Genomic DNA, 26984 nt, shown 5'->3' with positions numbered 1-26984 from the left:
TTACAAGCCAAGATTAAGACCGAGTGAGAAAGAGCGCAGCACCGGATAGGCATCGTAATTGCCCGCATACGTTTTGTAATCGAACGGATTGTAGAGATTGAGCGGGTTGGTCGCCACCAGATAGACCCGGACATTGCTCAGACCCAACCGGCTGGTAAAACCGGTCGGTAAGCCATACGAAACATTGACGTTACGCACCGAAACCTGCGTGGAACTCCGGAACCAGAAGTCGGACTCGACGTTGTAATTATCCCGATAATAGGGACTGGGGTAGGCGGCATTCGGATTTTCGGGCGTCCAGTGGTTTGCCCAGAACTGCGGACGGTTGGCGGTGGGCGTCGCCTGCGAACGGGCCGACGATTCGACCGAACTCTGACCGCCAAACGACCCACTGATGACAGCCGCCACCGACAGCCCTTTGTACGAAGTGCTGAAATTAACCCCAAAACCGTAGTGGTTATTGGCTTTTTTCGTCAGAAACTGCATGTCGGCATCGGTGATTTTTCCATCGGGTGCCGTGAACTGCCCCGACGCATCTTTGGGGCCGCGCACGTCTTCGTAATACAACATGCCCGGTCTGGGAACCGCGCCGAAAATGGTGTAGCCCGGGTATTTTTCCAGATACGAGTCCACATCCTGCTGGGTACGGAACATCCCGAGGTAGTTGTAGGCCTTGAAGCCCATGTCCGACGACTTGCCGAGGGGGTCTTCGAAGGTGCCGATTTTGCCTCTATCGACATCGATTTTGATCTGTTTGTTGTCGCTCCAGGTGAAAAAACCGTTGACTTTGTAGGACCAGTCGCTGCCAATTTTATCGCTCCAGCCCAATGAAATTTCCGTCCCGAAACCGTCGACAGTCGCGTAGTTTTCAGACGGCAACGTGGCCCCCACCAGCAGCGGAACCGACGAGGTCAGCGAGGTCAGCATGTTGTAGCGGTGGTCGTAGAACGCATCCAGGCCAAGTGACAGGCGGTTTTTCAGGAATTGCGCGTCGATACCGATGTTGTACTTCGTGTTATCGTCCCAGCGAGCCTGGCGGTTGGCCATTGCGTTGTTGGGCGACACGATCAGCGGACGGTCGGCATTGCCACCGAAAACCGCCCCTTTTCCCGTCTGGATCGAGTAGCTGGTCAGCCAGTTATACGGTTTGGTGGCATCTCCGCCCAGAAAGCCCAGCGAGCCGCGCAGTTTCAGGAAATCGACCCAGCGAACGCCATTCCGAAAAAATGGTTCCTCCGAAATGACCCATCCGGCCGAAAACGACGGGAAAAGACCCCAGCGGTATTCGGGTGCAAATTTGGTGGACGCATCGTACCGGATGGCGGTTTCAAACAGGTATTTGTTGGCGTAATTGTAATTGATCCGACCGGCGTAGGACAGAAAACCAACTTCCGATTCGGTTTCCGTCGTGGTCTGCGTGCCGGTGGCATAGCGCATGTTGTCCAGCCCGCCGATGATGACGCCCTCGGCCATGGCCGCAATGTTGTCGGCGTGTGTTTCCGACTGCTCGAAGAACGCAATGGCCGACACCTGGTGTTTCCCGAATTGCCGGTCGTAATTCAGATACCCGTTAAGCTGGTAAGTATCCGTGTAACCGGGATTGGCGCGCACGCGGTCGCCGTTGTTCAGCGTAACGATCTTGAGCACATCGCCCCCGTAAATGTGCTTGTGGTCGCCCAGCATCGAGAAATTGTAGACATTGTATTTCGTTCCGTATTGCTTCCCGAAGCTGTTATCGACGGTTCGGCTATACAGCACCCGAGCCTTCAGCCCGGGTACAAACGGAATGGAATAATCCAGATTGGCCGTGATGTTCAGGCCGCTGCTGCGGGTCTGGGTGTAGTTATTGGATTTCTGAATCTCGAAAAAGTGAAAAGCGCCGAAATCGTTGGAACCGCCATTCGACAGCAAAACCGGCAGGCCGTTCACATACGGCGGTGCGAACTGGGGCGTATACAACAGGCTGCGCATGTCGTTTTCCGCGTTTTCGCCCCCCTGTTTCAGGTAATACATTTTCTTGTCCGACAGATCTCCGCTCAACGACAGGGCGGCTTTCAGGTTTTTCGTCACCTGCATGTCCGCGCTCGCCCGGAACGTCCACTTCCCCGAGTTAATGTTGTCGAAATTGGCATTCTGGGCGTTGTAGGAAGCGCCCGCGAAATACGTCGCTTTCTCGTTGCCACCACTCACGTTCAGGGCGTGGCGCTGAACGGTCGACGGTTTCCAGGCCTGCCGCAGCCAGTCGGTGTTGTTGCTTTTGAAATGCGCCAGTTCGTCGGGTGTATAAATGAGCGGGTCGGTCGGAAGTCGGCCAGCGGCATAATTGACGTCATTCAGATACGTTGCGTGCTCAAACCCGTTCATCATGGTCGGCAGTTGGGCATCCGAAATACCGGTCGAACCGCTGTAACTGAATTTGGGCGTTCCGGCTTTTCCGCGCTTGGTCGACACCACCACCACGCCCTGATTCGAACGCGCCCCGTAAATGGCCGCAGCCGCATCTTTCAGCACCGAAATGGCCTCAACCTCCGACACATCCAGGGCGTTGAAATCATCCTCCGACCGCACCACGTTGTCGATGACATACAAGGGCCGCAGCGTTCCGCCGTCTTTCGATAAAACGATGGGATTCCGAACAGTAATCTGTGCATTTTCGCCCGGCCGACTGGTTCCACCCGAAACACCCACGCCCGGCAACTGCCCGGTCAGTGCGGCCGACAAACTGTTAACCGGCAGATCCTGAACACTTTTCATATCAATGGTGGCAACCGCTCCCGTCAGACTGACCTTCTTCTGAACGCCGTAGCCGACCACCACGACTTCGCTCAACGCGGCCGCGTCTTCTTCCAGTTGCACCGCAAACGTCGTGCGTCCTCTGACCGGAACCTCCTGGGTTTTAAAACCAATGTAACTGAAAATCAAGGTTTCGTCTCCCTTTGGCAGATTCAGCCGAAACGTTCCCTTGATGTCCGAAACCGTACCGGTTTTGGTGCCTTTGATCAGAACGTTCACGCCCGGCAGCGGTTCGCCTTTCGCGTCTTTCACAACACCCGTAATGTTTTCCAGCGGAGCCACCGGTTTGAAGGCCGCCAGCGCGGCATTTCCTCCGTTTTTGGCGGCATAACAAACCGCATCAGAGAGCCATCCCAGCGTCAGCACGCAGAGCAACCTGCCGGTGCGCAGGAGGATTGTTTTCGTTCGTAAAACCGATGTCATAGGGTTGAAAGGATGGGAAGGTGCAGAGAACCTCCCGGTTGGTTGGAAAGGATTGACTTGGTTACTGTTTCCGGGCCTTTTCGGCCTCGCTCGCAATGCGTTCTTCCCAGGCTTTGCCCGCCTGTTTCAGGTCAATTCCGGCCGCCGACAGGTAGTTGTTGATCCGCCCTTTGTATTTGCCGAACACGGCGTGTTTCTCTTTCGAGGTTCCTTCGTCCATCGCCCGCTCCCGGGCTTCGGTCAACCAGGTCAGAATTTGCTTTTTCTGCGCTTCCGTTAAATCGGGTAACATATCCTGATACCCCTTGTAGGTTATCGGCAAAACACCATACGTCATACCGTCTTTTACCTGATCGATTTGTTGGCCATTTAAATCAATGGATAAACGACCCAGAAAATCCATATGCAGTGTTTTTAATTCGCCGGTTATTTCACCTTCCAGTTTCTCTTTTTCGGCCACTTTTGCCGCTGGAGAAGCGATTTCAATCCGGTTCTTTATCGCTTCTTTTCGCCGTTCATGAATGGCGTTCAAATCCCGGTATTGCTGCACGATAGATTCCCGAACCCGGGCCGATTTTGCAGGCTCGCTTAGGTTCAGCATGGCCACAATCTTCGCAGCCCGTTCGGTAACGACCCGGTTATACGCGGTGTCGGAATTGGCCGGAGCCGAAGATTGCCCCAGGGCCGAAAAAGCGCCCATCACAACAAGCAGGCCACTGAACAGAAGGGGTTTTGGTGTCATGGTAGTCGGAAATTAACAACGCAACAGGATGATTACGGACTCGGATTCGCTGATTACCGCCTGAGTAGCCTGTGCCTGCCATTTTCTTCATAACCAGGCGCTAAAAGAAGACTAAATCAGGATTTTACAATACTATTCTACAACTGATTACAAAAATATAGTACATTTCAGGGGCATAGCTGCATTTTTTTGCCAAATTATTATAGGAAGTTATCATCGAATAAATATGAATAATTGGAGTTATTTCGTTTATTTTTGTATATCGGTTACCGAAATCCACAGAGTGAAAACAAAATAAGCCGGAAATGAACGGTACTGCCTGAACGGTTTCTGTGCTGATCCGGCGGAATGAGTAGACTCCAGGCCGATTCAGTAGATCAGCCGGGATTTTCCTTTGTAAAGAAGAAGGGTCGGCTTACCGACCCGGTCCGAATTCAGTAGACTCGTAAGTGCGCGATACGTATGAAGCCATTATTTCGAAAAGTGACGGATAAGCTGGAAAACTCTTATATTGTCCGGCACGATATTCTGCCGCATTTCAAGAACATCTGGCACTATCATCCCGAGCTTGAACTGCATTATATTATAAAAGGCGAAGGGGTACGGTTTATTGGCGACAAAATCGCTAACTTTTCGCCGGGAGAGATTGTATTAGTGGGCGAAAACTTGCCGCATACCTGGCGAAGTGGGAAAGAATATTACAGCAACGACCCGGATTTAACCATCGAAGTTATTGTGATTCAATTTCTGCCCGATTGCCTGGGCGACGATCTTTTAAAATTACCGGAAGCGTATTTAATTCCCCGGCTGTTCGAAAAAGCAAAAAGCGGCATGGTCATCACAGGCCAGGCCAATGCCAGACTCGCGAACCTGATGCACCGGGCGCTCGACGCCACCAATCTCGACAAAATCATCATCCTGCTTTCCATCCTGCAAACCCTCGCGGAAACGGAAGAATATGAGCTGATTGTCAATGGCCGGGCGGTTTTTTACCAATCCGACGAAACCGATACCCAGCGGCTGAATACGGTTTGCAACTACACGCTCGCGAACTACAAAAAGGAGATTTCGCTGGAAGAAATTTCGGCCATCAGCAACCTGAGCGTGACGTCGTTCTGCCGGTATTTTAAATTGATGACCAACAAAACCTACTACGATTTTCTGATCGAAATCCGGATCAGCCACGCCTGCCGGGCGTTGATCGAAGGCAAAACCCTCACCGAGGTGATCTGCTTCGACTGCGGTTTTAACAACGTATCGAATTTTTACCGCCACTTTAAAAAAGTCACCGGCGTCACCCCCCTCGAATACAAACGCCAGTATCTCAACAAGTCGAAATCACTGCTGAGCAAAGCGAGTGTTTGAAAAAAATTGAAATAACGAAGTGTTGCCCCTAAATCCCCTAAAGGGGACTTTTTGCATCCGGAAGATTCGCGTCCAAGTCCCCTTTAGGGGATTTAGGGGCAACACTTCGTTATTCGTAATTCCACATTCAATATTCGTTATTATTACTAAAACCCTTTTTCCATTACCGGCCCCACTTTCCCCGCCCGGATCACTTCTTTTCCATTCGCAAAAACCCGAAATCCTTTCCCTTTTCCGTAGCGGTTTCCGGTTTTATCGTACAGAATCGTTAGGATTTTTCCGTGGTATTTTACATTATCCAGACAAAACCACGCCCAGTGGTCGGGAATCAGCGGATGAATTTCCAGCACATCATCAGCGCGGGGTTTCAGCCCGACCAGGTCGCTGATGATCAGATCGGCAAAACCGGAATGGTTATAAAATTGGCTGCGGGGATTATCACCCTTCAGCCATTCACCGGTTTTTTCATCCTGATACTCGCCCAAATAAATCGTTCCGTTCATGGTGTGCGACCGGGCGTATTTCTGCAATTCATCGTAAAAAACCGCCTTCGTCATCCGCCCCTGATTCTTGTATTTCGTCAGTAGATTCGACAGCCCCTTCAGCGTTTGGGTCGTCGCAAACGGCCAGACCGGGCCATCCCATTCGCAGCCGTGGCCGGAGCCGTGTGTCCGGAAAAGCGGGTGGCGACGCTCCGCCGTGGTCAGCCCCCAGGGAGCCGAAAAACCGGACGTGTCGGTCAACTGGTCCCACTGCCGGGCATAGGCCGGGCTGTCGTCGGGCAGGTCAAAATACCAGGGAATGAAACCGATGGCTTCGCGGGCGTTGGCAAAACCGCCTTTGGCGGATTTCACTTCAAAAAATCGGTCCTCCGCGTTCCACAGACTATCCAGCGTCAGTTTTTTCAGCGACGCAGCCAGTTGCCGGTAGCGGTTTTGGAGCGTATCGTTGTGGACCAGAGCCGCCATGTCGGCCAGGGCTTTGGCATTGCCATACATGTAACTGTTGATGGTTGGACGCCGGTTTTTGTCTTTCCGCGAACCACTGATCGATTCTTCCATGGCATCCCGGACGTCAAATTGCCAGAACAAACCGCTGGCTAACTGCCTCTCCTGTTGCCACTTGCGGTAATCGTCATCCAGCGCCAACAGGTTTTTTTGAATGAAAGGCTTATCCAGATTGACCAGATACCGGTTGTAAACGGCGTCGTCCACCCAGCTACTGAACGCGTGAAACCGGGGCGCGGTGTGTTTCGGATCGACGTAGAGCCAGAACGAAATGTAGTCATCGATATACTGCGGATCGTGCAGCCAGCGGCCCTCGTAAATGTGATGGCCCAGCGCGCTGCTGATGGCGTTGTATTTACCGGCGTGGTTCATTTTGGTGATGAACTCCGTAAAAATATAGCCTTCCGGCGTTTGCTTCAGGTGTTTCCGAAACGACCACCAGCGGTAGTAATACACGGTTTGCAACGTCGAATCCGGGCAGTCGAAAAGCGGAATATTCCGGGAAAGCCAGTCGAACGACTGTGCATTTGGAACGTGGTTTTTGACCGCTTCGTCATCGGTGGAATTAAAGGAAGTTACGTAGTTTTTCAGTTTCTCCGTCGACAGTATTTTTGACGATTGAGCCAGACAAACCGGAGTCTGCAACAACCCGATCAACCACACAAGTCCAACCGTTTTTCTGTAGTGTATCATTCGCCGTTTTATGCCCGTTGCTTCACAAATATAGTCTGTAACTTTGCTCGGTATCTGTACCATTTTCTCCCATAATTATACCATATTAGCTTTGCGACGCTTCATTCACCGACTCAAAATGGATCGACTTGCGGCCTTATTCCCGGCGGTTATTATATTGATTTTAAATTCTTTACCTACAGTTTCTGCGCAGTCGGCGGCTCTAAATCCATACCATGTCGTCTGGACTAGTCAAAGCAAAAACTCTTCGGAATCGATGCCGTGTGGCGGGGGCGATATTGGACTGAATGTCTGGATAGAAAACGGTGATCTTCTCTTTTATGTAGCCCGAAGCGGCACGTTCGATCACAATAATACGGTGTTGAAACTGGGACGGATTCGGCTGAAACTGGCCCCCAATCCGTTCGACGCCGGAACAACTTTTAAACAGGAACTGGTGCTCAACAAAGGGCATGTGGAGATCACCGGCACCCGAGCCGGGCTATCGGCAAAAATCACGGTCTGGGTCGATGTGTTCCGGCCAGTTATCCACGTGGCGGTTTCCAGCACCAAAGCCGTCAAAGCCGAAGCGGCTTTCGAGAGCTGGCGGCATACCGATCGCATCACGAAAGGCAGGGAAAATAACGCGAATTCGTACAAATGGGCACCCCAGGGCGAAGTCAAAACGTTGAAAGACTCGGTGCGATTTAGCGGGGATGCGGTCGAGTTTTACCACCGAAACGGGGCTGAACGCTCGGTGTTTGATGTAACGGTGCAGCAACAGGGGCTGGACAGCGTTAAAAATCAATTATTTAACCCATTGGCGAACCTGACTTTCGGCGGGCGTTTTTCGGGAAAAGGCTTAAAACCCGCCGGGACCTACCGGGGCAAGTACCTCGCTACTGATTTTCAGGGCTGGAAGTTGGTGAGTCAAACCGCTTCCCGCCAACACGAACTGGTTCTGCACCTGCACACGGATCAAACCGCCAGCGTTCGGGACTGGCAACAGGGACTCGAAAGCAAAATAAAAGAAGCCGCTGCCGCTACCAAAACCGCCCAGCGCCGGACTGAAACCTGGTGGAACGACTACTGGCAAAAAAGCTACATCTACATTAATGCCCCGATTGATTCGCCCGAATGGCTGGTCGCCCGGAATTACCAACTGTTCCGGTATATGCTGGGTTGCAATGCGTTCGGGAAATACCCGACCAAATTCAACGGCGGACTGTTCACCTACGACCCCTCGCTCACCGACTCCACCATGAAGTTTACGCCCGATTTCCGCAATTGGGGGGGCGGTATTCACACGGCGCAAAACCAGCGGCTGGTCTACTGGCCGATGCTGAAAAGTGGCGACTGGGACTTGATGAAACCGCAGTTTGATTTTTACCGGAACCTGCTGAAAACCGCCGAGTTGCGAACCGCCGTCTACTGGCAGCACAAGGGCGCGGGCTTTACCGAACAGATTGAAAACTTCGGTCTGCCCAACTCCGCCGAATACGGCTGGAAACGCCCGGCGGGTTATGATAAAGGCATGGAATACAACGCCTGGCTGGAGTATGAATGGGACACGGTTCTGGAATTTTGCCTGATGATGCTGGAAACCGAACGTTACGCCGGAAAGGACATTTCGGGCGACATTCCGTTCATCGAAAGCTGCCTGACGTTCTTCAACGAACACTACCCGTATCTGGCGAAACGCCGGGGCAGCAAAGCGTTCGATGGCGAAAACAAGCTGGTGCTATATCCGGGATCGGCCGCCGAAACCTACAAAATGGCGTACAATGCCACCTCGACGGTTTCGGCCTTGCGAACGGTTTTGACGCGTTTGCTGGAACTGCCGGAAGGGTATTTGACCGCCGAAAAACGGACGGCCTGGAAGCAGATGCTCGACCGGATTCCGCCGATTAGTTTCCGGGAATTTGACGGCCACCCGACGATTGCCCCCGCCAAATTGTGGGAGCGAATCAACAACGTCGAAACGCCCCAACTCTACCCGGTTTTTCCGTGGGGAATCTATGGAATCGGGAAACCGGGTCTGGATACGGCCATCAACACCTACCGCTACGACCAAGACGCTCTGAAATTTCGCAGTCATGTCGGCTGGAAGCAGGACAATATTTTTGCCGCCCGGCTGGGCCTGACCGACGAAGCCGCCCGGCTCACGCTCCTGAAATTAGCCAACGCCGGCCGGCGGTTTCCAGCCTTCTGGGGTCCCGGTTTCGACTGGACGCCCGACCACAACTGGGGCGGTTCGGGCATGATCGGTTTGCAGGAAATGCTGCTGCAAGCCGACGGCCGGAAAATCTACCTCTTTCCGGCCTGGCCCAAAACCTGGGATGTTCACGTCAAACTCCACGCGCCCTATAACACAACCGTCGAAGCGGTTTTGAAAAATGGAAAACTGGAATCGTTGATTGTAACGCCGGAATTGCGCCGGGGCGATGTGGTGAATTTGTTATCCCCAACCCCCTGAAGGGGGCAATTTTCACCGAATCAACGGAATCCAGACGGTCATTTCGGAATGGCCCCGGTTGCTCCAGGCATAATACGGAATCAGCCGAACGGTTTTGGCAACCGGTGCTTTTTCCGACACTTCCCGGTATAACTGGTTTGTCCAGGATCGGTTTTCCGTCTGTTGCGCTGTACCTTCCAGCGCCATCAGTTCGGTGTTTTCAAGGGTCATTAGCTTCGGTTTCAGGTTGTTTTTAGCGGAAAGCGCCAGCGTGGTCAGTTTGGTGCCCGGATTATCGACCGACTCCAGGCAATAAACCACCGGCCCGCGCTTGACGGCCACCTGATTGCGGGTTTCCTCCACCAGCGGGTTCGCTTCGATCAGTTTCACCGGCATCGGCAGGTTGATTTCGATCTTGTCGCCCGTTTTCCAGGTGCGGTTCAGTTCGGCGTATTCGCCGGATCGGATCACGGCCGAAACCACCACACCATTCACCCTGATCGTCGCGCCCTGACACCAGCCCGGAATTCGGACAAAGACCGAGAACGGTTTCGCCGGAGCCTGTTGCAACCGGAGTTTGATCAGGCCATCCCACGGATAAACGGTTTCCTGCGTCAGCCGAATCGCCGAGCCATCTTTCAGCGTCGTCTCCAGTTGGTTGGCACCGAACAAGTTCACCCACAAGCCTTTATCCGACACGCTATACGCATAGCTACTCACTTCGGCCAGCGTCCGAACGGTATTGGGCGGGCAGCAGTTCGACTTGCTGATGTACCGCTGGCGACCACCCATCCACCGCAGGGCATACGGATAATCGTCGGAAGCGCTCAACGGATTGGTGTAGAAAAATTTGTTGCCGTCCAGGCTGATGCCCGACAGGATGCCGTTGTACAATTCCAGTTCCATCACGTCGGCGTATTTGGCCTGTCCGGTAATTTGCAGCATCCGGTAATTCCAGAGCAGATTGCCGATGTTGGCGCAGGTTTCGTTGTGGGCCGAATGGTTGGGCAACTGGTAGGCTTTGCCGTAGGATTGGTGGACTTTCTGCACCGTATCGGGTTTGTAGGAAGTGCCTTCGGGCGACACGCCATCATATAAGGCCCCGCAGCCACCGGTAACGTACATTTTGTGGTTGATTACATCGTCCCACATCAGATCCAGGGTAGACAACAGCGTGCTGTCGCCGGTTTCGGCAAAGACGTCGGCGGCTCCGGCAAAGAGGTAGTTGGCCCGAACGGCGTGACCGATCACCTTGGTCATTTTCCGGAACGGCACCCGGTCGGAATTGTCATCCGTTCCTTCCGACAGACCCCGAATGTCGATGAGTTTTTGCGCGAGTGCCAGATAGGCGGGTTCGCGGGTGGTGCGATACATCTCGATGATGCCCATGTAATGCGACGGACAAATGGCGTTCCGAGCCTGTTCGGGGCTGGCGTTGTTGTAAAAACCGATCAGGAAATTCGTCGCTTTTTTGGCGATGTCGAGCAGGGCAGTTTTTCCCGTGGCGCGGTAATGCACACAGGCCGCCGTCATCAGGTGTCCGAAGTTATAAGCCTCAAAACTCAGCTTCTCTTCAAACATCTTTTTCTCACCGTTTTTTTTCTGCTGGATGATGGCTTTGGTGTAAATATACCCGTCGGGCGTTTGCGCCTTGCCGATGACCGCAATGGCCTCATCCATCAACACATCGAGCTTTTTGTCCCTGGTAATCGCGTACATCCCAGCCAGCGATTCCAGCGTTTTGTAGAAATCCCCATCGTGAAACGACGGCCCTTTGAAATTCCCCGACGCCAGTCCGGCGGCAATCCGAAAGTTCTCGTAGGAATGGCTGAGGTTCGGATCGGTATAGGTTTTCCAGAGTTGCGGCACCATCGAGTCTCGGCATACCTGAAAGCGGTCGGCCCAGAAACCGGTGGTCCAGCTCACTTCATTCAGGTTGACGCCCTGTAAGCGAACAAACCGGCTCTGTGCCGTATTGACCAGCGCGTTCGGCTGGGCGTGGGTGGTGAGGCTAATGAGTGCGACCGTGAAGCCGGTAAACGTTTGGGTTAAAAAAAAATGCGTTAATTTCATCGGTTAATAATTACAAAATTAAAAACACAGACGGGCTAAAACCCACCGCTACAAAATGGATCATCCCTACGGGATTATGGGACATTCGATCTTCCCCGAACTTCGGCGGGTTAAAACCCACCGCTACAAAATGGATCATCCCTACGGGATTATGGGAATGAAAATCCCGTAGGGATGATCCATTTTGTAGCCCACGGTTTAAACCGTGGGATCGCGGGAAAAACCGGGCCGTTGTTGAAACCGTTTTAACGGTTTTGAGATCCTGAAAACCGTTAAAACGGTTTCAACAACGGCCCCAATATTATTTCCCCACGGTTAAAACCGTGGGCTATTTCAAACCGGCTCGTACCCGGCATTGTGATTTTTCGTCATTTCGGACATTTAAAACAAGACCGTATTTCCCGTCGACCTCTCGTTGACGGTCGCCATTTTCGAATCCCGCCAGCCGCTGTACAAAAGGTTTTTATCCAGGGTCGGTTTCGGAAAAAACAGGCTGGCGATGTAGCCGACGCCAACGACCACCAGGTGACTGTAGACGCCCAGCATCAGTTTATGGTGCGTAAAATTGTAGCTTCCCAAGTCGAGCAAAAGCGTTTTATCGTCGCCGTAACCAATTTTGGTGGAGGTTAGAAATGCGTAGGCCGTGAACAGAATGCACACCACAATGGCGATGTTGACGCCCTGCCGGTTGGCGCGCGCACTGAAAATCCCCAGCAGAAAAATACCGACAATGCCGCCCGAAAAAATGGCGTAGAGCGTGAAGACAATCCCCAGAACGCCCTCATTCCCAGCCCGCAGGTAGAAGGCTCCAATCAGGATCGCCGTCAGACCCGAAGCCACCACAATGGCTTTGCTAACGGTCAGGTATTCGGCGTCGGGCCGGGCCGGGCGGGATTTTTTGTAGAAATCTTCCAGCCCGACAGCCGCCAGTGAGTTCAGATCGGCACTGAGGCTACAAATAGCGGCCGAAATCATGGCAGCCAGAATGAAGCCCACCACGCCCGTCGGAAATTGGGTCATGATGAAATACGGAAAAACCGCATCGGCGCGGATAGACGCGGGCAGCGGTTGCTGTTTATAATAGACAAACAGGGCCGTTCCGATGAACATAAACAGCGCCCAGACCGGCACCGTGAGCGAGATGCCCAGAATCGACGCTTTAATGGCGGCTTTGTCGGTTTTGGCCGTCAGGTAACGCTGCACAACGGTTTGGTCGGTACCGTATTTCTGGATCGCGTAGAACATGCCGTTGATGACCATGACAAAAAACGTCAGCTTCGTCAAATCCAGATCGTACGGGCCAAAACCGGTTCGGCCGTTGGCGGAGGCCACGTCGATGACTTCGGAAAAACCGCCTTTGACGGAAAACAGGATGACGGTTACGCAGAGAATACCGCTGGCAAACAGCATAAAACCCTGAAACACATCCAGCCAGATCACGGCTTCGATGCCGCCCAACAGATTGACGGCGATGATGATCAGCCCGACGACGATGATGATGTAGAACGTATCGACGCCGGTCATGTTGGTCAGCGCGACCGCCAGCAGGAAAAAAACCGTTCCCATCGACGAAAACTGCCGGAGAACGAAGGCGATGGAACTGTAGTAGCGGGCAAACGTACCGAAGCGTTTTTCGAAGTATTCGTAGGTGCTGAGGCCGATCACTTTGCGGTACAGCGGCACGATGAACCAGATGGTTCCGAGCAACACGATGGGCACCATCAGGCCCTGCACCAGCAAAATCCAGTTCGACGAAAAACCTTCGCTCGGATAGCCCAGGAAGGTAACGCTGCTGATGAGCGTCGCCAGCAACGACATGCCGATGGCCCAGGCGGGAACCCGGCCTTTGGCGGCAAAATACGTTTCCGTCGTACGCTGATTCCGGGCATACCGCAACCCGAAATACAGGTTGATCAGCAATACCGCACCGATGATCAAATAATCAAGTATGCTTAAGGTCGGATTTGGCATTCGGTTCAGGAATTTATCAAAACAGTTCCAATTCCGGGGGCCAGCGATAGCTTCCCGGTTTTACGGTAATGTACAATGCTGGTTTTTCAATGGCTTTGCTCCGAACCACGCCCGTCGCCAGTTCCTGAACCGGGGCCAGCCGCGTAACGCCGATTTCCCGCAAAACCGCCGACGCCGTGGAACCACCTTCGATGATCAGCTCGTCAACGGGAGTCCGGTTCAGCACGTCCCGGACGGTTTTTGCCATGACGGTTCGCAACTGAATCGCAGATGAATTCGCCACCCAGACGGGGTCGATGGCCATAATGACCGGCTTTCGCTGTTGAAGGCTCGACACCACTTCCGTCGCCCACCGATTTGATTCTAACGCGCCGGGTTGCATCATATCTTTTGGCATATACTGCACGGAATACCCGGAATTTACGGCTTTCTTCACCCAATCCACACTCTCTTTAAACGCACTACCGCAGACGTACAGGCGGGTGTTGCCCAGCGCAACCGGCGTTTCCATTTCCCGTTTCGGTGGAAACCGCGAATCCAGAAGGGCCGTAAAAAAGCCGGAACCGCCCCCCGGTAAGGTCTGGTGATCAATCCGTTCGACCCAAGCCTGTAAATCCGGCAGGGTTGCAACGTTCCCAAAAACAACGCCCCGATCCGGTAACGCATCCGAATGATTTCGGACAAAAACCGGTTCATTCGTGGTCTTAAACCGCTTCAAAACGTCGGAATCCGTCACCGGGAACTCCGGATCAGGGGCGAAATGCGTCTGGTGGAGCGGTTTTCCATGAACGAAATACTGTCCATCGACCAGCGTTCGTCCCAGCGCCGGATTTGCCGGAACGAGCAGGGCTTTCGTCAAACCCAGCACCTTCAACTGTGCGCGAGTTTCCGCAAGAATATGCCCCCGCAGGACCGAATCGATCTTTTTATAAATCAGTACCGGTTTCATTTTCCGCAAAACCCGGCTGACTTCGGTCATTTTCCGCACCGCTTCCGGTTCCGAAACCGAGCGGGCGTCGGTAGAAATAACGAGCAAATCGGCTTTCGATTGCGGATTGACCGACATCGCCAGTTCGACCTCCAACCCATACGCCAGGCCAATTCCGCCCAGTTCGGCGGCCCCCGTTAAATCATCGGCAATGACGGCGATCATCTTACGCGGGCTGCAAATTCTTCCGCCGGTTTTTCGCCAGTTGCACCGCCGACTCAATCGCTAACACCATTGCATCCGGACTCGCCACGCCCTTGCCGGCAATTTCAAACGCCGTTCCGTGATCCACCGAGGTGCGAATGATGGGCAATCCCATCGTAATGTTAACGCCTTTGACGCTATCCATCTGCTTTTTAGCCGCATTCCACTGAAAACCGGTCAGTTTGAACGGAATGTGGCCCTGATCGTGGTACATTGCCACAACGCCCCCGTAATAGCCCGTGGCCGCTTTGGAAAACAGCGTGTCGGCCGGAACCGGGCCCTCCACGTCGAAACCGCGTCGTTTGGCTTCTTCAACGGCGGGGAGAATCTCCTCGTCGTCTTCCGTTCCGAACAGGCCCGAATCACCGGCGTGGGGATTCAGACCCGCAACGCCCAGTTTCAGATTCGTTTCGCCCAGCGAAATCAGGCCGTTGTGTAACAGCTCAATAACTTCCAGAATCCGGTCTTTCTTGACCAGATCACAGGCCTGCCGCAACGACACGTGCGTCGACACGTGAATCACTTTCAGGTTGTCCTCGACCAGCAACATGCCGTATTTCTTCGTATGGGTAAAATGGGCGTAGATTTCGGTATGACCCGCAAAGTGGTGCCCGGCTTCGTTGATCGACTTTTTGTTGATCGGACCGGTCACCGTCGCGTCGATTTCATTGGCCAGCGCCAGATCGATCACGGTTTTTACCGAAGCAAAGGCGGCTTCCCCCGCCATCGCCGAGATTTCGCCGAATCGCAGGGCCGCCAGATCCACATTCGCCAGATCATAGACATCGATCGTTCCCAGCCGGAATGTGGCATCCTGAACGGAGGCAACCCGGTGCATAACCGCATTCAGCTTTAACCGGGAAGCGATGTCTTCAAAAACCCGGGCGTCACCCACCAGAAGGGGACGGCAGATTTCATACAGAACCGGGTTCAACAGCGCCTTGACCGCTATTTCGGGGCCAATACTCGCCGGGTCACCCATCGTAATGCCGATGATTGGTTTGGAGTCTATGCTCATTGGTTCTGTTTTTTGGGGTTTACGGTAGTAGGTTTTCGGATTACGGTTTTCGGTTTTCAGTATTCGGTTTACGGTGGCTGACGCATTAGCTTTCTTGCGTCAGCCACCGTAAACCGAATACCGTAAACCGAATACCGTAAACTGAAAACCGTAATCCGTTAAAGCTGTATCTCCTCTTTCACCAGCACCTCGGCCAGCGCCACTTTCAACCGGTTTTCTTCGGCTTCGGAAAGGGCCTGCAACGGCGGCATCACGGTGGTTCCGCACAAACCGTATTCCTGCATCAGCACTTTCAGTGCCCATAACGACTCGCCCAGCGTGCGACCGCCCTGGTAAAGATGGCCGAACACATCGGATTGGTTCTGGTAATACTGCGCCTTTTCTGCATCGCCCGCCTGAACCGCGTTTAGCATGTCGCGGTAAATGCCCGGCAACAGATTGCCCGTGCTCGGCACGAGTCCGTCGCTCCCCGCCAGCAAAGCATCCGCCGACCGGGCCGCCCAACCCATGAAATGGCTAAAATCCGGACGACCCGCCCACAACGCCAGGGATTCGGCCAGGCGGTCGGCATTCCGTTCCGAATCCTTAATCCCGACTATATTCGGGTGGTAGCTCAATTCCTCCACAGCCGCAATCGGAATCGACATCCGTGTGGTAGCCAGGATGTTATACATGATCAGCGGCCCGTTGAGCTGATCGGCCAACTGCTCGAAATACCGTTTCATCTGGTCGTCGGTCAAGGTGTAATAGCAGGGCAACGTGGCCGCCACCGCATCGACGCCCAGATCGAAACAATAGTTGGCAAAGTCGACCGATTCCTCCAGGCAATTGGACGAAATGCCCGCGTACAAAACCGTATCGGACGTCTTCAGCCGGGCCGCAGCCCTGACGTAGGCTTTTTTCACCGATGCCGGCAGGGAAGTCGCTTCGCCCGTGGTTCCCAGCACAAACGGCATGCAGGCATTGGCCCGCAGGTTCGCCAGCATTTTCTCGACAGCCGCTTCATCCAGCCGGTAGGATTCGGTCAGGGGCGTCACCAACGGAACCACCACACCCCGGTATTTCTTTTTCATGCTCATAGCTAATAAGCGGCAGTATAGATCGCAATCGCATCCGCGCGGGTGATCTCCCGCGGGTTATTTTTCAGTAAGCGGGTTATTTTCAACGCATCGTCCGCCAGTTGCGGAAGGGCTTTTTCGGGAATCCCAACATCCCGCAACCGGGCCGGAATCCCGCATTCCCGATTTAATTCTTTTATTTTCTGAACCCCGTTCGCGGCCGTTTCGGCTTCATCCCGCCCCCGCTCACACCCCAGCGCCAGGGCCACCTGCGCATACCGCGAAACCGCAGCGGGCGTATTGAATTCCATGACGTAAGGCAACAAAAGCGCGTTGGAAAGACCATGTGCCAAATGAAACTGGCTACCGAGCGGATAACTCAGCGCATGAACGCCAGCGGTATTCACCGGGCCCAGGCAAAAACCGCCCAGCAAACTCCCCATCGCCACCTGCGTCCGGGCTTCTTCGTCCGCGCCGTTTTTCACGGCCTGAACGATGTTGGCGGCAATCAGGCGCATCCCTTCAAACGCGTAGAGGTCGATGAACGGCTGCGCAAAGCGATTCGTATAGGCTTCCAGACAGTGCGTCAACGCGTCGATGCCGGTGGCCGCCGTGATTGCTGGTGGAATGCTCAGCGTCAGCAGCGGATCGACGTAGACAATGTCCGGCACCAGAAACGGGCTGATGATGCCTTTTTTCTGGTTATCCGCATCGTCCACCAAAATCGCGTTGGGAGAAACCTCACTGCCCGTTCCCGAGGTGGCCGGAACGCAGATCAGTTTCTTCCGTCGCCCGCTCAGGTTGCCGATGCCGAGCATGTCCGGGAGCGTCTGGTCATTTTCCAGTTGAGCCGCCACCAGTTTGGCCACATCCAGCACGCTGCCGCCACCAATGCCCAGCACCACATCGGGATTGAACGGCGATGCGGTTTTCATCAGCATCTCGAAATCCGCAAACGACGGCTCCTGTACAATACTGGTGTCAATTCTCACAGCTATCTGGCTGGAATCCAGCATGTTCACCAGATTTTTAAGCGCACCCAACAGCGGGGCAATTGTGATCAGCAATACGTTGCGGGGTGATAACTGAATTACCTCACCGGCCAGATTTCCCAGCGAACCTCTGCCAAAAACCAGTTTTCCGGGAAAGTGTATGGTTAATTCCTGCGTCATTCGTTCCAGGTTGCTACTCTTTCGTATTCTCTTTTGCGACGGGTGCGGCATATCCCTCCAGCGCGGGCCAGACGCCATTTTCAATCGGGATTGCTTTCATTTTGGCCGGATCGATCACCGCGTGTTTGATCTTCTGCCGACGCCAGGTGTAAATCACGTGAATCAGCCCGTCGCCCGTTTGAATTACCGAGGGATACGAATACTGGCTGATGGGTGAATCTTCCAGAATTACGGCGGCCGACCAGCTTTTGCCGTCGTTCGAAACCGCCAGATTCAAGGGCGTCCGGGGGCCTTTCGCCAGATCGCCGGGAGGCAGCACGTGGTTATACACCAGCACCTGCCGACCGTCTTTCAGCGTGACGGCGTCGGTACCCGAGTTGTTGTTGGGCAGGGCCGTTTTGGACAGGGGTGACCAGGTTTCGCCGTTGTCGGTCGACCAGGATTCCACGAGGGCGCGGTCTTTGCTTCGGGCCAGAATCTGAAGTTTGCCGTTGCCGTAGACCAGAATGCTGGGCTGAATCGCGTTCAGGGTTTTGCCATCGCTGATCGGTCCGACTTTTCGCCAGGTTTTGCCAAAATCCGGTGTCACTTCAAAGTGCAGCTTCCAGCCGTCGCCTTCGGTGCTGGTGGGGCAAACCAGGTTGCCGTTGGCGAGCAAAACCGGCTTGTTTTTGACCGGCCCGATGAAGCCGTCGGGCAGCGGTTTGGCGGCAGACCACGTACACCCGCCGTCTGACGAGGTTTTGAGCCAGCCTTTCCACCTGGACGGGCTGGGACCGATTTTGTAAAACAGCATCAGATCGCCTTTCGGAATCTGGTACAAAACCGGGTTCCAGCAGGCATACCGGAGCGAGTCGTTTACAATGCCGTTGGCCACGTTCTGCGGAGCCAGCCACTTGCCTTTTTCCTGCCGACTCACCCAGATGCACACATCCGGGTTCCGCTCTTTGGTGCCGCCAAACCAGGCCGACACCAAACCGGTTGGGGTTTCGGCGATGGTGGCCGCGTGGCTCTCCGGGAAAGGCGGTTTTTCAACCACAAATTCATCGACCAGCAGCCCCGACTGCCATTTGGTGAGTTGCGCAACCGCCGGACTGAACAGAGTCAGGGTGGCCAACAGGATGGGATATAAGCTATTTTTGATCATTTTAAAATTACGTCTATTTGCCCCTAAATCCCCTAAAGGGGACTTGGACGCAGCAACATCCAGATTCAGAAAGTCCCCTTTAGGGGATTTAGGGGCAAATATTAGGGGCAATAATCAGATGTTTTACAGCAAATCCCGACCAACACTCCAGCAACCGTTTACTTTTTCCCGGCTGCTTTTTGGGCTTTCAATATGGCGGTATAGTTGTTATACATTTCCCGCCAGTTTCGGCCGTTGGCGTTGAGATACTGCTCGGATTTGGTTTTGTATATCTCGAAAATGGCCGAGATTTCCTTTATGCTTTTGTAATCGACGGCCTGTTCGCGGGCCTGTTCCATAAATCCCAGCAGCGTTGCTTCTTCCTTTTCGGTGAGGTTCGGCACAATGGCCCGGTAACCTTTCATCGTAAAGGCCACTTTTCCAACGGTGTATTTATCCAGAATAGCCGCTACCTGATTCTTGTCCAGGTCCTTTTGCAAACCGCTCATCAGGTTCTGGTGAACGGTTTCGGGCATGGCCGAATCGGCAATGAGTTGTCGATCCAGTTCGGAGAGCGGATTTCCGGTTACCGGATTGATGCCCGCCGGAACCGTGCTGAACGGATGCGCATTGTGCCAGTCGCGGACGGCTTTTAAATGAGTTGCCACGACCCTGGTCAGCCGGTTTTCCTTTTCCGCGTCGTTCAGGATCAGGGACGCAACCCATTCGGCGGCTTTCTTTTCCTGCTCAGTGTCGGATTTCGCCTTCGCATCCGCCACGGAAACCGCTGGTTTGGCGGGTTGTTCCTGGCCGAACGCTGGTAAGGTCGTACTGACAACGAAGGCTAGAAGGCAGAATTTTAGCTTCTTTTTCATGGTCTGCTTTTGGTTAATTCAGGCGGTTGAAACCGTTGAAACGGTTTTTTGTACGTCTTTCGGTTTTTTGGTGTCCCACGGTTAAATCGCAACGGCGAACCGTCCGTGGGCTGGGTTTTTCGATTGGAACAATTAAGCATTTTACAACGATATCATTCCAGTCATTCACTCCGGCTTTGCAACGCACTCGTTTTAAAGGTTTTGAGTATAAAAACCGCTTCCGGTTCCAGCTCGCCCGCTCTGGGCACATCAAAATCCTGATCAGTCGGCGTGTCGGCATCCGGGAAACGACGCACGCCACCGGTTCGGAAAACGACCCGCTGAAACGAAGCGACCGGCGCAAAAAACAGGCGGTTTCCTTTCGGCTGGCCGTTGACAAAGGCCACAAACATCCGCTTGTCGCGGTCCAGTTCGATGCGCACCGCCACCGGTTTTCCGGCTTCGTATTGCTGAATCTGCGAATCGCGGTAACCGACTTTGGCTTTGAAAAAACCGTCGGCATCAAACAGCAAGCGAACGGCGGCATTGCCTTTGGCATCCTGAAATTCAATCTGCAAACTGCCTCTGTCAGCCTGCTGCGGCACCACCGTAAACTCGACCGCCAGCTTCTTCGATTCGGGAATCACGCGCTCGGCTTTGGCGTAATCAAACGGATCTTTGTCCCGCAAAACCAGCGCTTTACTTCCGTCCACGGGCTCTATTTTAGCCGATGCGAAAACCGGGCTGTAGAGATTCCAGAATTTCAGTTCGTCACCAGCCGGCAATTGGGCGAAGATTTCATTGGGGTGTGTCGTCACCTGGTCGGTGATCGGCACCGGTATTTTCGATACCCAGATGTCCTCCTTGTTCATGCTGTAGGTTACCCACAGATGGCCGTCGGGCGGGGTGCCGTTGCCTTCCTCAATGCCCCGAACATACTGAGGCCCATACGACTTGTAGGCTCCGCCGTAGCGCATGGTCGAGATTTCGCCGTTCACCAGCAGCAGATTGGTGTAGTTCAGTCCGTCTTTGCTGGTCGAAACCGCCAACGGCCAGCGGAATTCCGAGGGATTGTACACCGTCGCGTACTGCCCGTCCGCCGTTCTCTGCCCCCAGATTTTGGCGTTGCTGTTCACAAAACCGGGTGCCCGAAGCGGGTTATACAACCAGGTTTTGCCCTCATCCGGGCTGATTGTCGTCAGGGCGTGTTTCCACAAACCCACGACGCGCTTGTCCGGCAAATGGTAATAACTGAAGGCTTTCACTTCTTTTTTGAGCGTAACCAGCGGGTCGTTGCGATCGGCTTCTTCGACCCATTGCTGCATCATCAGCGTGTTGGCCAGCAGCTCGTTACAAGCTTCCACAAACCCTTTATCCTTCGAGCTGGTGTAGAACGGGTAAGCTGATTTGCTTTTGTCCCAGGACGCATTGTTCCGGATGAAATAAATCGGGCCAAATTTCCCATCGGCGTAGATTTCGCGGACCACGCGGCCAATGCCGTTGCCGTCGTTCGGATCGTCTTTCGGCCCCATTACGATGCCGTAAAAAGCCAGGGTCAGCAGCCGTTTGTTTTTCGCCACAAAAAAGCCCATGCGCTGGTGCATCACCGCATACAGGTCTTTCGCCACCTCGGGCCGACCCGGTTTTTTCCAGCCATCCGGCAGTTTATACGGTGGAAAAAGAATAGTGGGTTTCGTCCAGGTTACACCGTCTTTCGAGGTCAGCAGCAGCGTTTGGCCCGGCGGCTCGTGTTCGCCCACCGGATTGCTGAGGTATTGCAGGTAAAACGTGTTGTTCCAGTAGGCCAGCATCGGCGCGTGGTTGTAGGTCCAGTGGATGCCACCGGCCAGCTCCGGGTGCTCGCGGTTGGCCCGAAACACCTGGATGTTATGCACGCCCACCGCCGGACTCAACTGCCCGTGGTGATAATCGACGTTGGAAAGCGTTTGCCCCACATAGCGCACCGTGTCCTGCGCGAAAATCGGGTGCAGGGCCAGGGAAAATAGCCATACCAGCAGTCGTTTTCTATTCATAATCCCTTGTTCTTTTTAACCCAGATCACTTCCGTGCCTTCCGTCATTTTACTCAGACTGACCACGCTTCCCCCCTTAATCACCTCTTTTGATTTCACGATCTGACCGGTTTTCGGGTGTATGGAATGCACTGAGAAAGAACCGGCGGCTTTGGTCAGGTCGAGCTGAACCGCCCCCGCCGATTCGGTATAGAGGATATAGCCGGTTTTTTCGTTGCCCATCGCCCACTGACTGGCCGGTTTCTGCGGTACGTCAACAGGTTGCATCTGAGCGACATCCGCCAGAAACTGCGGGTCGGCCACCACCGGAAGATTGGGCATGGAGCCGCCCGCCAGCAAAACCGCCCAGGCCAGGGCATCGGCATTGTCGGCCGCGTAGGTGACGGCTTTTTCCGGAAATTTCCGGCGGTAGTCCCGCACCGCCCGGTAGACCTGCTCGAACGAACTTTTCTTCGGATGCAGCAAGCGGGCGTGTTGCCGGGGGGCCAGATTCTGACCGCCAGCGGGGGCATAAACCGTCCCGTCGGCCTGGTAATGCCAGTACCGGATGTCCACCAGATCAATCACCGACGCTCGTTTGGCATCCGCCAGAACCGCGTCCTGCACGTCTTTGGTCGTGCTCAAACCGACAACGGCTTTCTGGCCGGTTTCCTTTTCCCATTCACTGATGGTATCGATCCAGAACTGCACAAACGACAACGGCCCGGTAAATTCGGCCCCGATGAGCTGAATAACCCCCGAATGGCCCACGAAATTGTTCAGGCATTGGCGAATGTAGGCCCGGTGCAAGGCCCGCCGAACGGGGTGCGAAACGTCGTAAAACTGTTCGGCCATAAAAATCCGTTTGTCACCCGCATACGGAACCGGTTCCGGAAAACCGGTCTGGTTGATGTTGTTGACGGGTCGCCAGGGAAAATCGGCGTAGTGCGCGCCCGCTTCGATGATGTTGTGCTGGAAATAGTTCTCATGAATCAGCGTCAGTCCTTTCTGATCGGCCAGATCGGCAAACTGCTTCAGTCGGCTCCAGTACCAGCGGTTGTATTTCGTCAAATCGTATTTACTGAGTCCATCCCAGGCGGTTTCTTTGCCGCTGCGGGCAAACGGCAGTTCGTAGAAAGGCGCCCACACCTCGCCGTCCATCCGCCGAATGCGTTCGTGATCGTCGCGCCGACGGTCGTACCAAAGTCCGTAATTGTGATCAATGGCCACGATATGGTCAGCCTTCATCGAATCCGTCATAACCGCCAGATCATCCGTCAGACCACGGCCCGTCATGCCCGGCACAAAGCGGGTGATGTGCGGTTTGGCATTCGCCAGGCCGTGGGGCCGCGCGCTGCCGTTCCACCAGGGCACCTCCTGCCGCCGACCAGCGACCAACGTACTGCCGCGAACCAGTTTTCCCTGCTGAATCTGCATCGGCTCGGCTTTCGCAAGAATAGTTTCTTTCGGTAGGCCAATGGCGTCGATGGACTCTGCTTTCGTAGCCGTCGGCATAGGTTGCCGTTGACTGGCCGCCGTGATAAAATCGTACAATGTCGGAGCCGGATTCACGGCTTGTCTGGTTAGGGCTGCGGCCACTTCCACCTTCGGACTGCTGGACGCTTCGGATTCGACCGGTAGCAGAATCGTTCTTGCCAAAACACCGTCGCCCAGCCGGTCTTTGAGTTGGGCGTAGTACAGACTGCGGGGCTGAATGTGCTCGTTCGACCTATCCCAAAAACCGTCTCCGGCAAACTGCGCCCAGGTGCCAAACGCCCAGTTTTGGGCCGTGGGCGGCTGGTAGCACTCCACCCGGGCGGCTGTACATTGCCAGAAAACGCTATTGGCGGCATTCCAGCCCGCGCCCTGTCCGTCCTGCCCCAGATTGGAAAACCGTAACGCATTTCCATCAATATTGACCAGATCGAACAACACGCCCGACGCCCAGCTATCGACACTCCCGCTGAAACTGAAGGGCAAATGCGACTCGCACTGCACAAACGCATTCGGCCCGGCACTGCAATAACCGACCGCAAAATCATGGTAGCCGTGTTCGGCATAAAGTCGCTGGCACAGAACCTGTTGCCCCCGAACCAGAAACGTATTCCGCCTTTCGCCCCCGATTTCTGAAACCGGTTCCAACGACTGGCAATCTTCGATGGTAATGCGTTTGGCGGTTTCCTGAACGAAGACGGCGGAACCGGCGAAATGCCGAAAAACCACCTGCCGCACCCAGGCGTCCTGTACGTTCTCGAGGACAATGGCCATCCAGCGGTGATCCTCGTCTTTCGGATTGGCTTTGTCGTAAGCGGAGATGAGTTGCAGGTTTTCGACGCCCGACTGCGCAATCCGCCCGGGCCAGGTGTAGCGGGTGATCGTTCCACCGCCAAACGCCGAATCCAGGGCCGTGGTCAGGGGCGCATCGAGGATAAGTTCGGAGCCGTTGACCGCCGTAATCTGCCGGTCCCAAACCAGATCGCGTTGACCCGGCTTCCAGCCCAGCGACGTAATGCCGCCCCCAAAATGATCCGTTCCCAGTTGCTGAATCCACGCTTTGGTGGACGGGCGTCGAATGTGTACGAAGTCGCCGACCTTAAAAGCCGCCGGTTTTTCAACGTTCATCTTCTGCGCGTTGACCGGTACGTAGCCGTCCGTAATGGGCACGGTTTCGGCGGTTTTACGGTCGTTTTCCCCGGCAATCGTCAGCAGGTTATCGCGGCTGAAACCCGTTCCCAAAATCGTCGTTCCACCAGTTCCCGTGCCACTCCCGCGCAGCACAACGCCCGAAGCGGTTATTTTCAAATGGCCCGACACTTCATGAACGCCTTTTTCGAGCAAAACCGCCCCACGAAAACCGTCGGTGTTGACCGGCAGGGCACTAACATAATCAATCGCAGCCTGAATGCGTCGGGTGGCATCGCCTTTTCGGAACGGTACGGCGACTTTTGTTTCAATGTTTGGAATAGCCTGTCCGCCAGCCTGATAACCGCAATACGAAAAATCAGGAAGGCGGTTTCCGCGTTCGTCAGCCTCGTAAACCAAGCGCCCTTGTGGCCCCAGTGTAATCGGCTGCTTTTTAACCGGTTTCGACCCCTGCGCATACACCGCCCCCGTTCGCCCAAAGGTGAAGAGAAGGGAAAGAAAGGCGATCAAAAGGCTGGGTTTGAACACGGTATTGAAATTTTGCCCCTTTAGGGGGTTGGGGGGCATTTTTACGTTCTTGGCCGTACCTGCTGCACCGGAACGACGCTATTCAAATAGTCTTCAATGCTCGTGTAGCCATCCTTGTTTTTGTCCAGGCTGGCATCCGACGCGTCTTTCGGGTTCAGGCCGTTTTTGATTTCCCATTCGTCCGGCATACCGTCTTTATCCGTATCAAGGTACGGTTTTCCGGTGTATTCAGGATAACCGCCCACCTGACTGATGTCGGTAATGATGCCATTTTTGTAGGAATCGATGGGTAACCGACGGTGTTTAAACTGCGTTTCGGGCAGTTTCACGCCTTCTTTGTACGTAATTTTGCCGGTTCTGACCTGTTCCACCACCCGAACATCGACGGGGTCGCGTTTGGGCAGGGTCGCTCCGGCGTTGGCCAGCACGTAATCGTAAGCTTTTGCCGTCGGCAACAGGGTAATTTCGGGCATGGGAAGCGGTTTGTCCCATTTCATGCTGGCCGTGTATTTTCCGGCATTCGCCAGGTCTTCCACCTGAACCCCGCCGTCCCAGTTGTCTTTTGTGACCTTGTCGTTTCCTTCCACAATATTTCCGTTGACATACGCCCGGCCAAAGGTCAGATACCCCAGTTTGCTCCGCCCCGCTTCGGGTTTCAAAATCCGGTGGGCGATGGGCGAATCCTTCGGCGTTTGCGGGCCGGGTTTATAGTAGTTGTTGATCATGTTGTACATCGCGCGGTAGTCGCCCCCGTCGGTGGAACGATGCACCCAGTTGAAGATCACGTTGTTGGCAAAGTTAAAAATTCCATACCAGCCAATCGACGGATTCCGTCCCGCATTATCGGCCCAGAGGTTGCGCATGAACGTACAATTTTCGCCCCCGAGCGTGCTGCCAAACGAGTGGTTCCAGGTGTCCAGGGCTTCGGAGAAAATCGAGTTCTGAATGGTGATGTTGACCGTTGGCAGTTTGTCTTCTGCCGCTTTTCCGGTGCTGTCGTTGTACATATGGCGGTACATCGACATGTTTTCGTCGAGCCCCCAACTGGCCGAAACGTGGTCGATCATGATGTTTCCGATCGGGTTGCCGCCAATGGAATCGTCGCGACGCCCCACGTAGGTTTCGCCCCGGCGGAAGCGCATGTACCGAATCACGACATCGTGCGTATTGATCCAGACCGATTCGCCGGCCACGCAAATGCCGTCGCCCGGTGCCGTCTGGCCCGCAATCGTAATATACGGGGCTCTGATAATCAGGGGTGTTTTCAGCTTGATAATTCCGGCAACGTTGAAAACGATGGTTCGCGCTCCACCCTGCTCACAGGCGTCCCGCAGCGTGCCGGGACCCTGATCTTCCAGGCTGGTCACCACATACACCTTGCCGCCCCGTCCGCCAAACGTGAAAGCTCCTCCGCCCTCGGCACCCGGAAAAGCCGGGATGCTGGCTTGCGGCAAATCGACGGGTCGGGCGGCCCAGGGGATATACGGTTTTCCCTCTCTGGCTTCTTTCTCAATAATCGGCAGGGCTTTTTGCCAGGCGATATTGGATTGCCGGTTGGCTTCCCTGAGCAATTCGTCACTTTGCTTTTGAACATCCGCCGGAATGGTAGGATATTGGGCGAAAACCAGTGGCTGTCCGAAAAACAGTGTACCTAAAACAAATACCGGAATCAGTCGCTTTTTCATGGTAAAGGGTTTCTTTCAGGCCGTTATCGCATTCAAATACAGAACCTTGCCTGAATTTTGAATACGCTATGGCTACATGCTATACCTATTCTCAAAATAAGGCTAAAAAAACCAGCCATCCCTATATCATTTTCTCGGCAATGTATAGGATATTATCATTCCCCAAAAAGACCAAACGGCGCGTCACCGACACCGC

General features: G+C 54.2%; 16 protein-coding genes. 2 read left to right on the top strand and 14 right to left on the bottom strand.

Annotated features, from left to right (window positions below):
• A complete protein-coding gene (locus ACO064_RS23820) occupies positions 1 to 3216 on the bottom strand; it encodes a SusC/RagA family TonB-linked outer membrane protein (RefSeq protein ID WP_421829702.1) in 3216 nt (1071 codons plus the stop codon).
• A gap of 61 nt (positions 3217 to 3277) precedes the next feature.
• Positions 3278 to 3958 (bottom strand): DUF3826 domain-containing protein, encoded by a 681-nt coding sequence (locus tag ACO064_RS23815; RefSeq protein WP_421829701.1) that lies wholly within the window; start codon positions 3956 to 3958, stop codon positions 3278 to 3280.
• Between the two features lie 462 nt (positions 3959 to 4420).
• On the opposite strand from ACO064_RS23815, the gene ACO064_RS23810 reads away from it, so the two are divergent.
• Positions 4421 to 5323: an AraC family transcriptional regulator gene (locus tag ACO064_RS23810; protein WP_421829700.1), complete on the top strand. Its 903-nt coding sequence runs from the start codon at positions 4421 to 4423 to the stop codon at positions 5321 to 5323.
• A 146-nt stretch (positions 5324 to 5469) separates the two neighbouring features.
• On the opposite strand, the gene ACO064_RS23805 is transcribed toward ACO064_RS23810, so the two are convergent.
• Positions 5470 to 7023 carry an MGH1-like glycoside hydrolase domain-containing protein gene (locus tag ACO064_RS23805; RefSeq protein WP_421829699.1) on the bottom strand — a complete coding sequence of 518 codons (1554 nt, stop codon included), beginning with the start codon at positions 7021 to 7023 and terminating at the stop codon, positions 5470 to 5472.
• Between the two features lie 118 nt (positions 7024 to 7141).
• Between ACO064_RS23805 and ACO064_RS23800 the strand changes: the two genes are divergently transcribed.
• Positions 7142 to 9478: a DUF5703 domain-containing protein gene (locus ACO064_RS23800; protein ID WP_421829698.1), complete on the top strand. Its 2337-nt coding sequence runs from the start codon at positions 7142 to 7144 to the stop codon at positions 9476 to 9478.
• Positions 9479 to 9490: 12 nt separating this feature from the next.
• Here the strand turns inward: ACO064_RS23800 and ACO064_RS23795 are convergent, their stop codons facing one another.
• The 11 genes from ACO064_RS23795 to ACO064_RS23745 all read right to left on the bottom strand — a co-directional run bounded on the left by ACO064_RS23795 (position 9491) and on the right by ACO064_RS23745 (position 26788).
• Positions 9491 to 11530, bottom strand: coding sequence for an aceric acid hydrolase (locus ACO064_RS23795; protein WP_421829697.1), 2040 nt, complete (start codon positions 11528 to 11530; stop codon positions 9491 to 9493).
• Positions 11531 to 11911: 381 nt separating this feature from the next.
• Complete coding sequence (locus ACO064_RS23790; protein WP_421829696.1) at positions 11912 to 13501, bottom strand: sodium:solute symporter; 1590 nt, start codon at positions 13499 to 13501, stop codon at positions 11912 to 11914.
• Positions 13502 to 13517: 16 nt separating this feature from the next.
• Complete coding sequence (locus ACO064_RS23785) at positions 13518 to 14654, bottom strand: four-carbon acid sugar kinase family protein (protein ID WP_421829695.1); 1137 nt, start codon at positions 14652 to 14654, stop codon at positions 13518 to 13520.
• Position 14655: 1 nt separating this feature from the next.
• Positions 14656 to 15711 carry a 4-hydroxythreonine-4-phosphate dehydrogenase PdxA gene (pdxA, locus tag ACO064_RS23780; protein WP_421829694.1) on the bottom strand — a complete coding sequence of 352 codons (1056 nt, stop codon included), beginning with the start codon at positions 15709 to 15711 and terminating at the stop codon, positions 14656 to 14658.
• Between the two features lie 158 nt (positions 15712 to 15869).
• Positions 15870 to 16784 (bottom strand): dihydrodipicolinate synthase family protein, encoded by a 915-nt coding sequence (locus ACO064_RS23775; RefSeq protein ID WP_421829693.1) that lies wholly within the window; start codon positions 16782 to 16784, stop codon positions 15870 to 15872.
• Between the two features lie 8 nt (positions 16785 to 16792).
• Positions 16793 to 17941 (bottom strand): iron-containing alcohol dehydrogenase, encoded by a 1149-nt coding sequence (locus ACO064_RS23770; protein ID WP_421829692.1) that lies wholly within the window; start codon positions 17939 to 17941, stop codon positions 16793 to 16795.
• A gap of 13 nt (positions 17942 to 17954) precedes the next feature.
• The gene (locus ACO064_RS23765; protein ID WP_421829691.1) at positions 17955 to 19088 is read right to left on the bottom strand and encodes a sialidase family protein; all 1134 of its coding nucleotides are present in this window, start codon (positions 19086 to 19088) and stop codon (positions 17955 to 17957) included.
• A 158-nt stretch (positions 19089 to 19246) separates the two neighbouring features.
• Entirely contained in the window at positions 19247 to 19942 is a 696-nt protein-coding gene (locus tag ACO064_RS23760) for a DUF3826 domain-containing protein (RefSeq protein ID WP_421829690.1), read from the bottom strand.
• 161 nt (positions 19943 to 20103) lie between these two features.
• Positions 20104 to 21954 (bottom strand): six-hairpin glycosidase, encoded by a 1851-nt coding sequence (locus ACO064_RS23755; protein ID WP_421829689.1) that lies wholly within the window; start codon positions 21952 to 21954, stop codon positions 20104 to 20106.
• Positions 21951 to 25085, bottom strand: a complete 3135-nt coding sequence (locus ACO064_RS23750) for a DUF6298 domain-containing protein (protein WP_421829688.1) — start codon at positions 25083 to 25085, stop codon at positions 21951 to 21953. The genes ACO064_RS23755 and ACO064_RS23750 overlap by 4 nt, the downstream gene beginning before the upstream one ends.
• Before the next feature lie 59 nt (positions 25086 to 25144).
• Positions 25145 to 26788 (bottom strand): polysaccharide lyase, encoded by a 1644-nt coding sequence (locus ACO064_RS23745; protein WP_421829687.1) that lies wholly within the window; start codon positions 26786 to 26788, stop codon positions 25145 to 25147.
• Positions 26789 to 26984: the final 196 nt, after the last annotated feature.

It is taken from the genome of Larkinella sp., from assembly GCF_965227735.1.
In the GTDB taxonomy this organism is placed as follows: domain Bacteria; phylum Bacteroidota; class Bacteroidia; order Cytophagales; family Spirosomataceae; genus Larkinella.
This window is presented reverse-complemented; position numbering and strand designations above follow the sequence as displayed.

Coding starts and splice junctions, on each gene's coding strand:
- ACO064_RS23820 (WP_421829702.1), bottom strand. CDS start 3,216: ATGACATCGGTTTTACGAACGAAAACAATCCTCCTGCGCACCGGCAGG.
- ACO064_RS23815 (WP_421829701.1), bottom strand. CDS start 3,958: ATGACACCAAAACCCCTTCTGTTCAGTGGCCTGCTTGTTGTGATGGGC.
- ACO064_RS23810 (WP_421829700.1), top strand. CDS start 4,421: ATGAAGCCATTATTTCGAAAAGTGACGGATAAGCTGGAAAACTCTTAT.
- ACO064_RS23805 (WP_421829699.1), bottom strand. CDS start 7,023: ATGATACACTACAGAAAAACGGTTGGACTTGTGTGGTTGATCGGGTTG.
- ACO064_RS23800 (WP_421829698.1), top strand. CDS start 7,142: ATGGATCGACTTGCGGCCTTATTCCCGGCGGTTATTATATTGATTTTA.
- ACO064_RS23795 (WP_421829697.1), bottom strand. CDS start 11,530: ATGAAATTAACGCATTTTTTTTTAACCCAAACGTTTACCGGCTTCACG.
- ACO064_RS23790 (WP_421829696.1), bottom strand. CDS start 13,501: ATGCCAAATCCGACCTTAAGCATACTTGATTATTTGATCATCGGTGCG.
- ACO064_RS23785 (WP_421829695.1), bottom strand. CDS start 14,654: ATGATCGCCGTCATTGCCGATGATTTAACGGGGGCCGCCGAACTGGGC.
- pdxA (WP_421829694.1), bottom strand. CDS start 15,711: ATGAGCATAGACTCCAAACCAATCATCGGCATTACGATGGGTGACCCG.
- ACO064_RS23775 (WP_421829693.1), bottom strand. CDS start 16,784: ATGAAAAAGAAATACCGGGGTGTGGTGGTTCCGTTGGTGACGCCCCTG.
- ACO064_RS23770 (WP_421829692.1), bottom strand. CDS start 17,941: ATGACGCAGGAATTAACCATACACTTTCCCGGAAAACTGGTTTTTGGC.
- ACO064_RS23765 (WP_421829691.1), bottom strand. CDS start 19,088: ATGATCAAAAATAGCTTATATCCCATCCTGTTGGCCACCCTGACTCTG.
- ACO064_RS23760 (WP_421829690.1), bottom strand. CDS start 19,942: ATGAAAAAGAAGCTAAAATTCTGCCTTCTAGCCTTCGTTGTCAGTACG.
- ACO064_RS23755 (WP_421829689.1), bottom strand. CDS start 21,954: ATGAATAGAAAACGACTGCTGGTATGGCTATTTTCCCTGGCCCTGCAC.
- ACO064_RS23745 (WP_421829687.1), bottom strand. CDS start 26,788: ATGAAAAAGCGACTGATTCCGGTATTTGTTTTAGGTACACTGTTTTTC.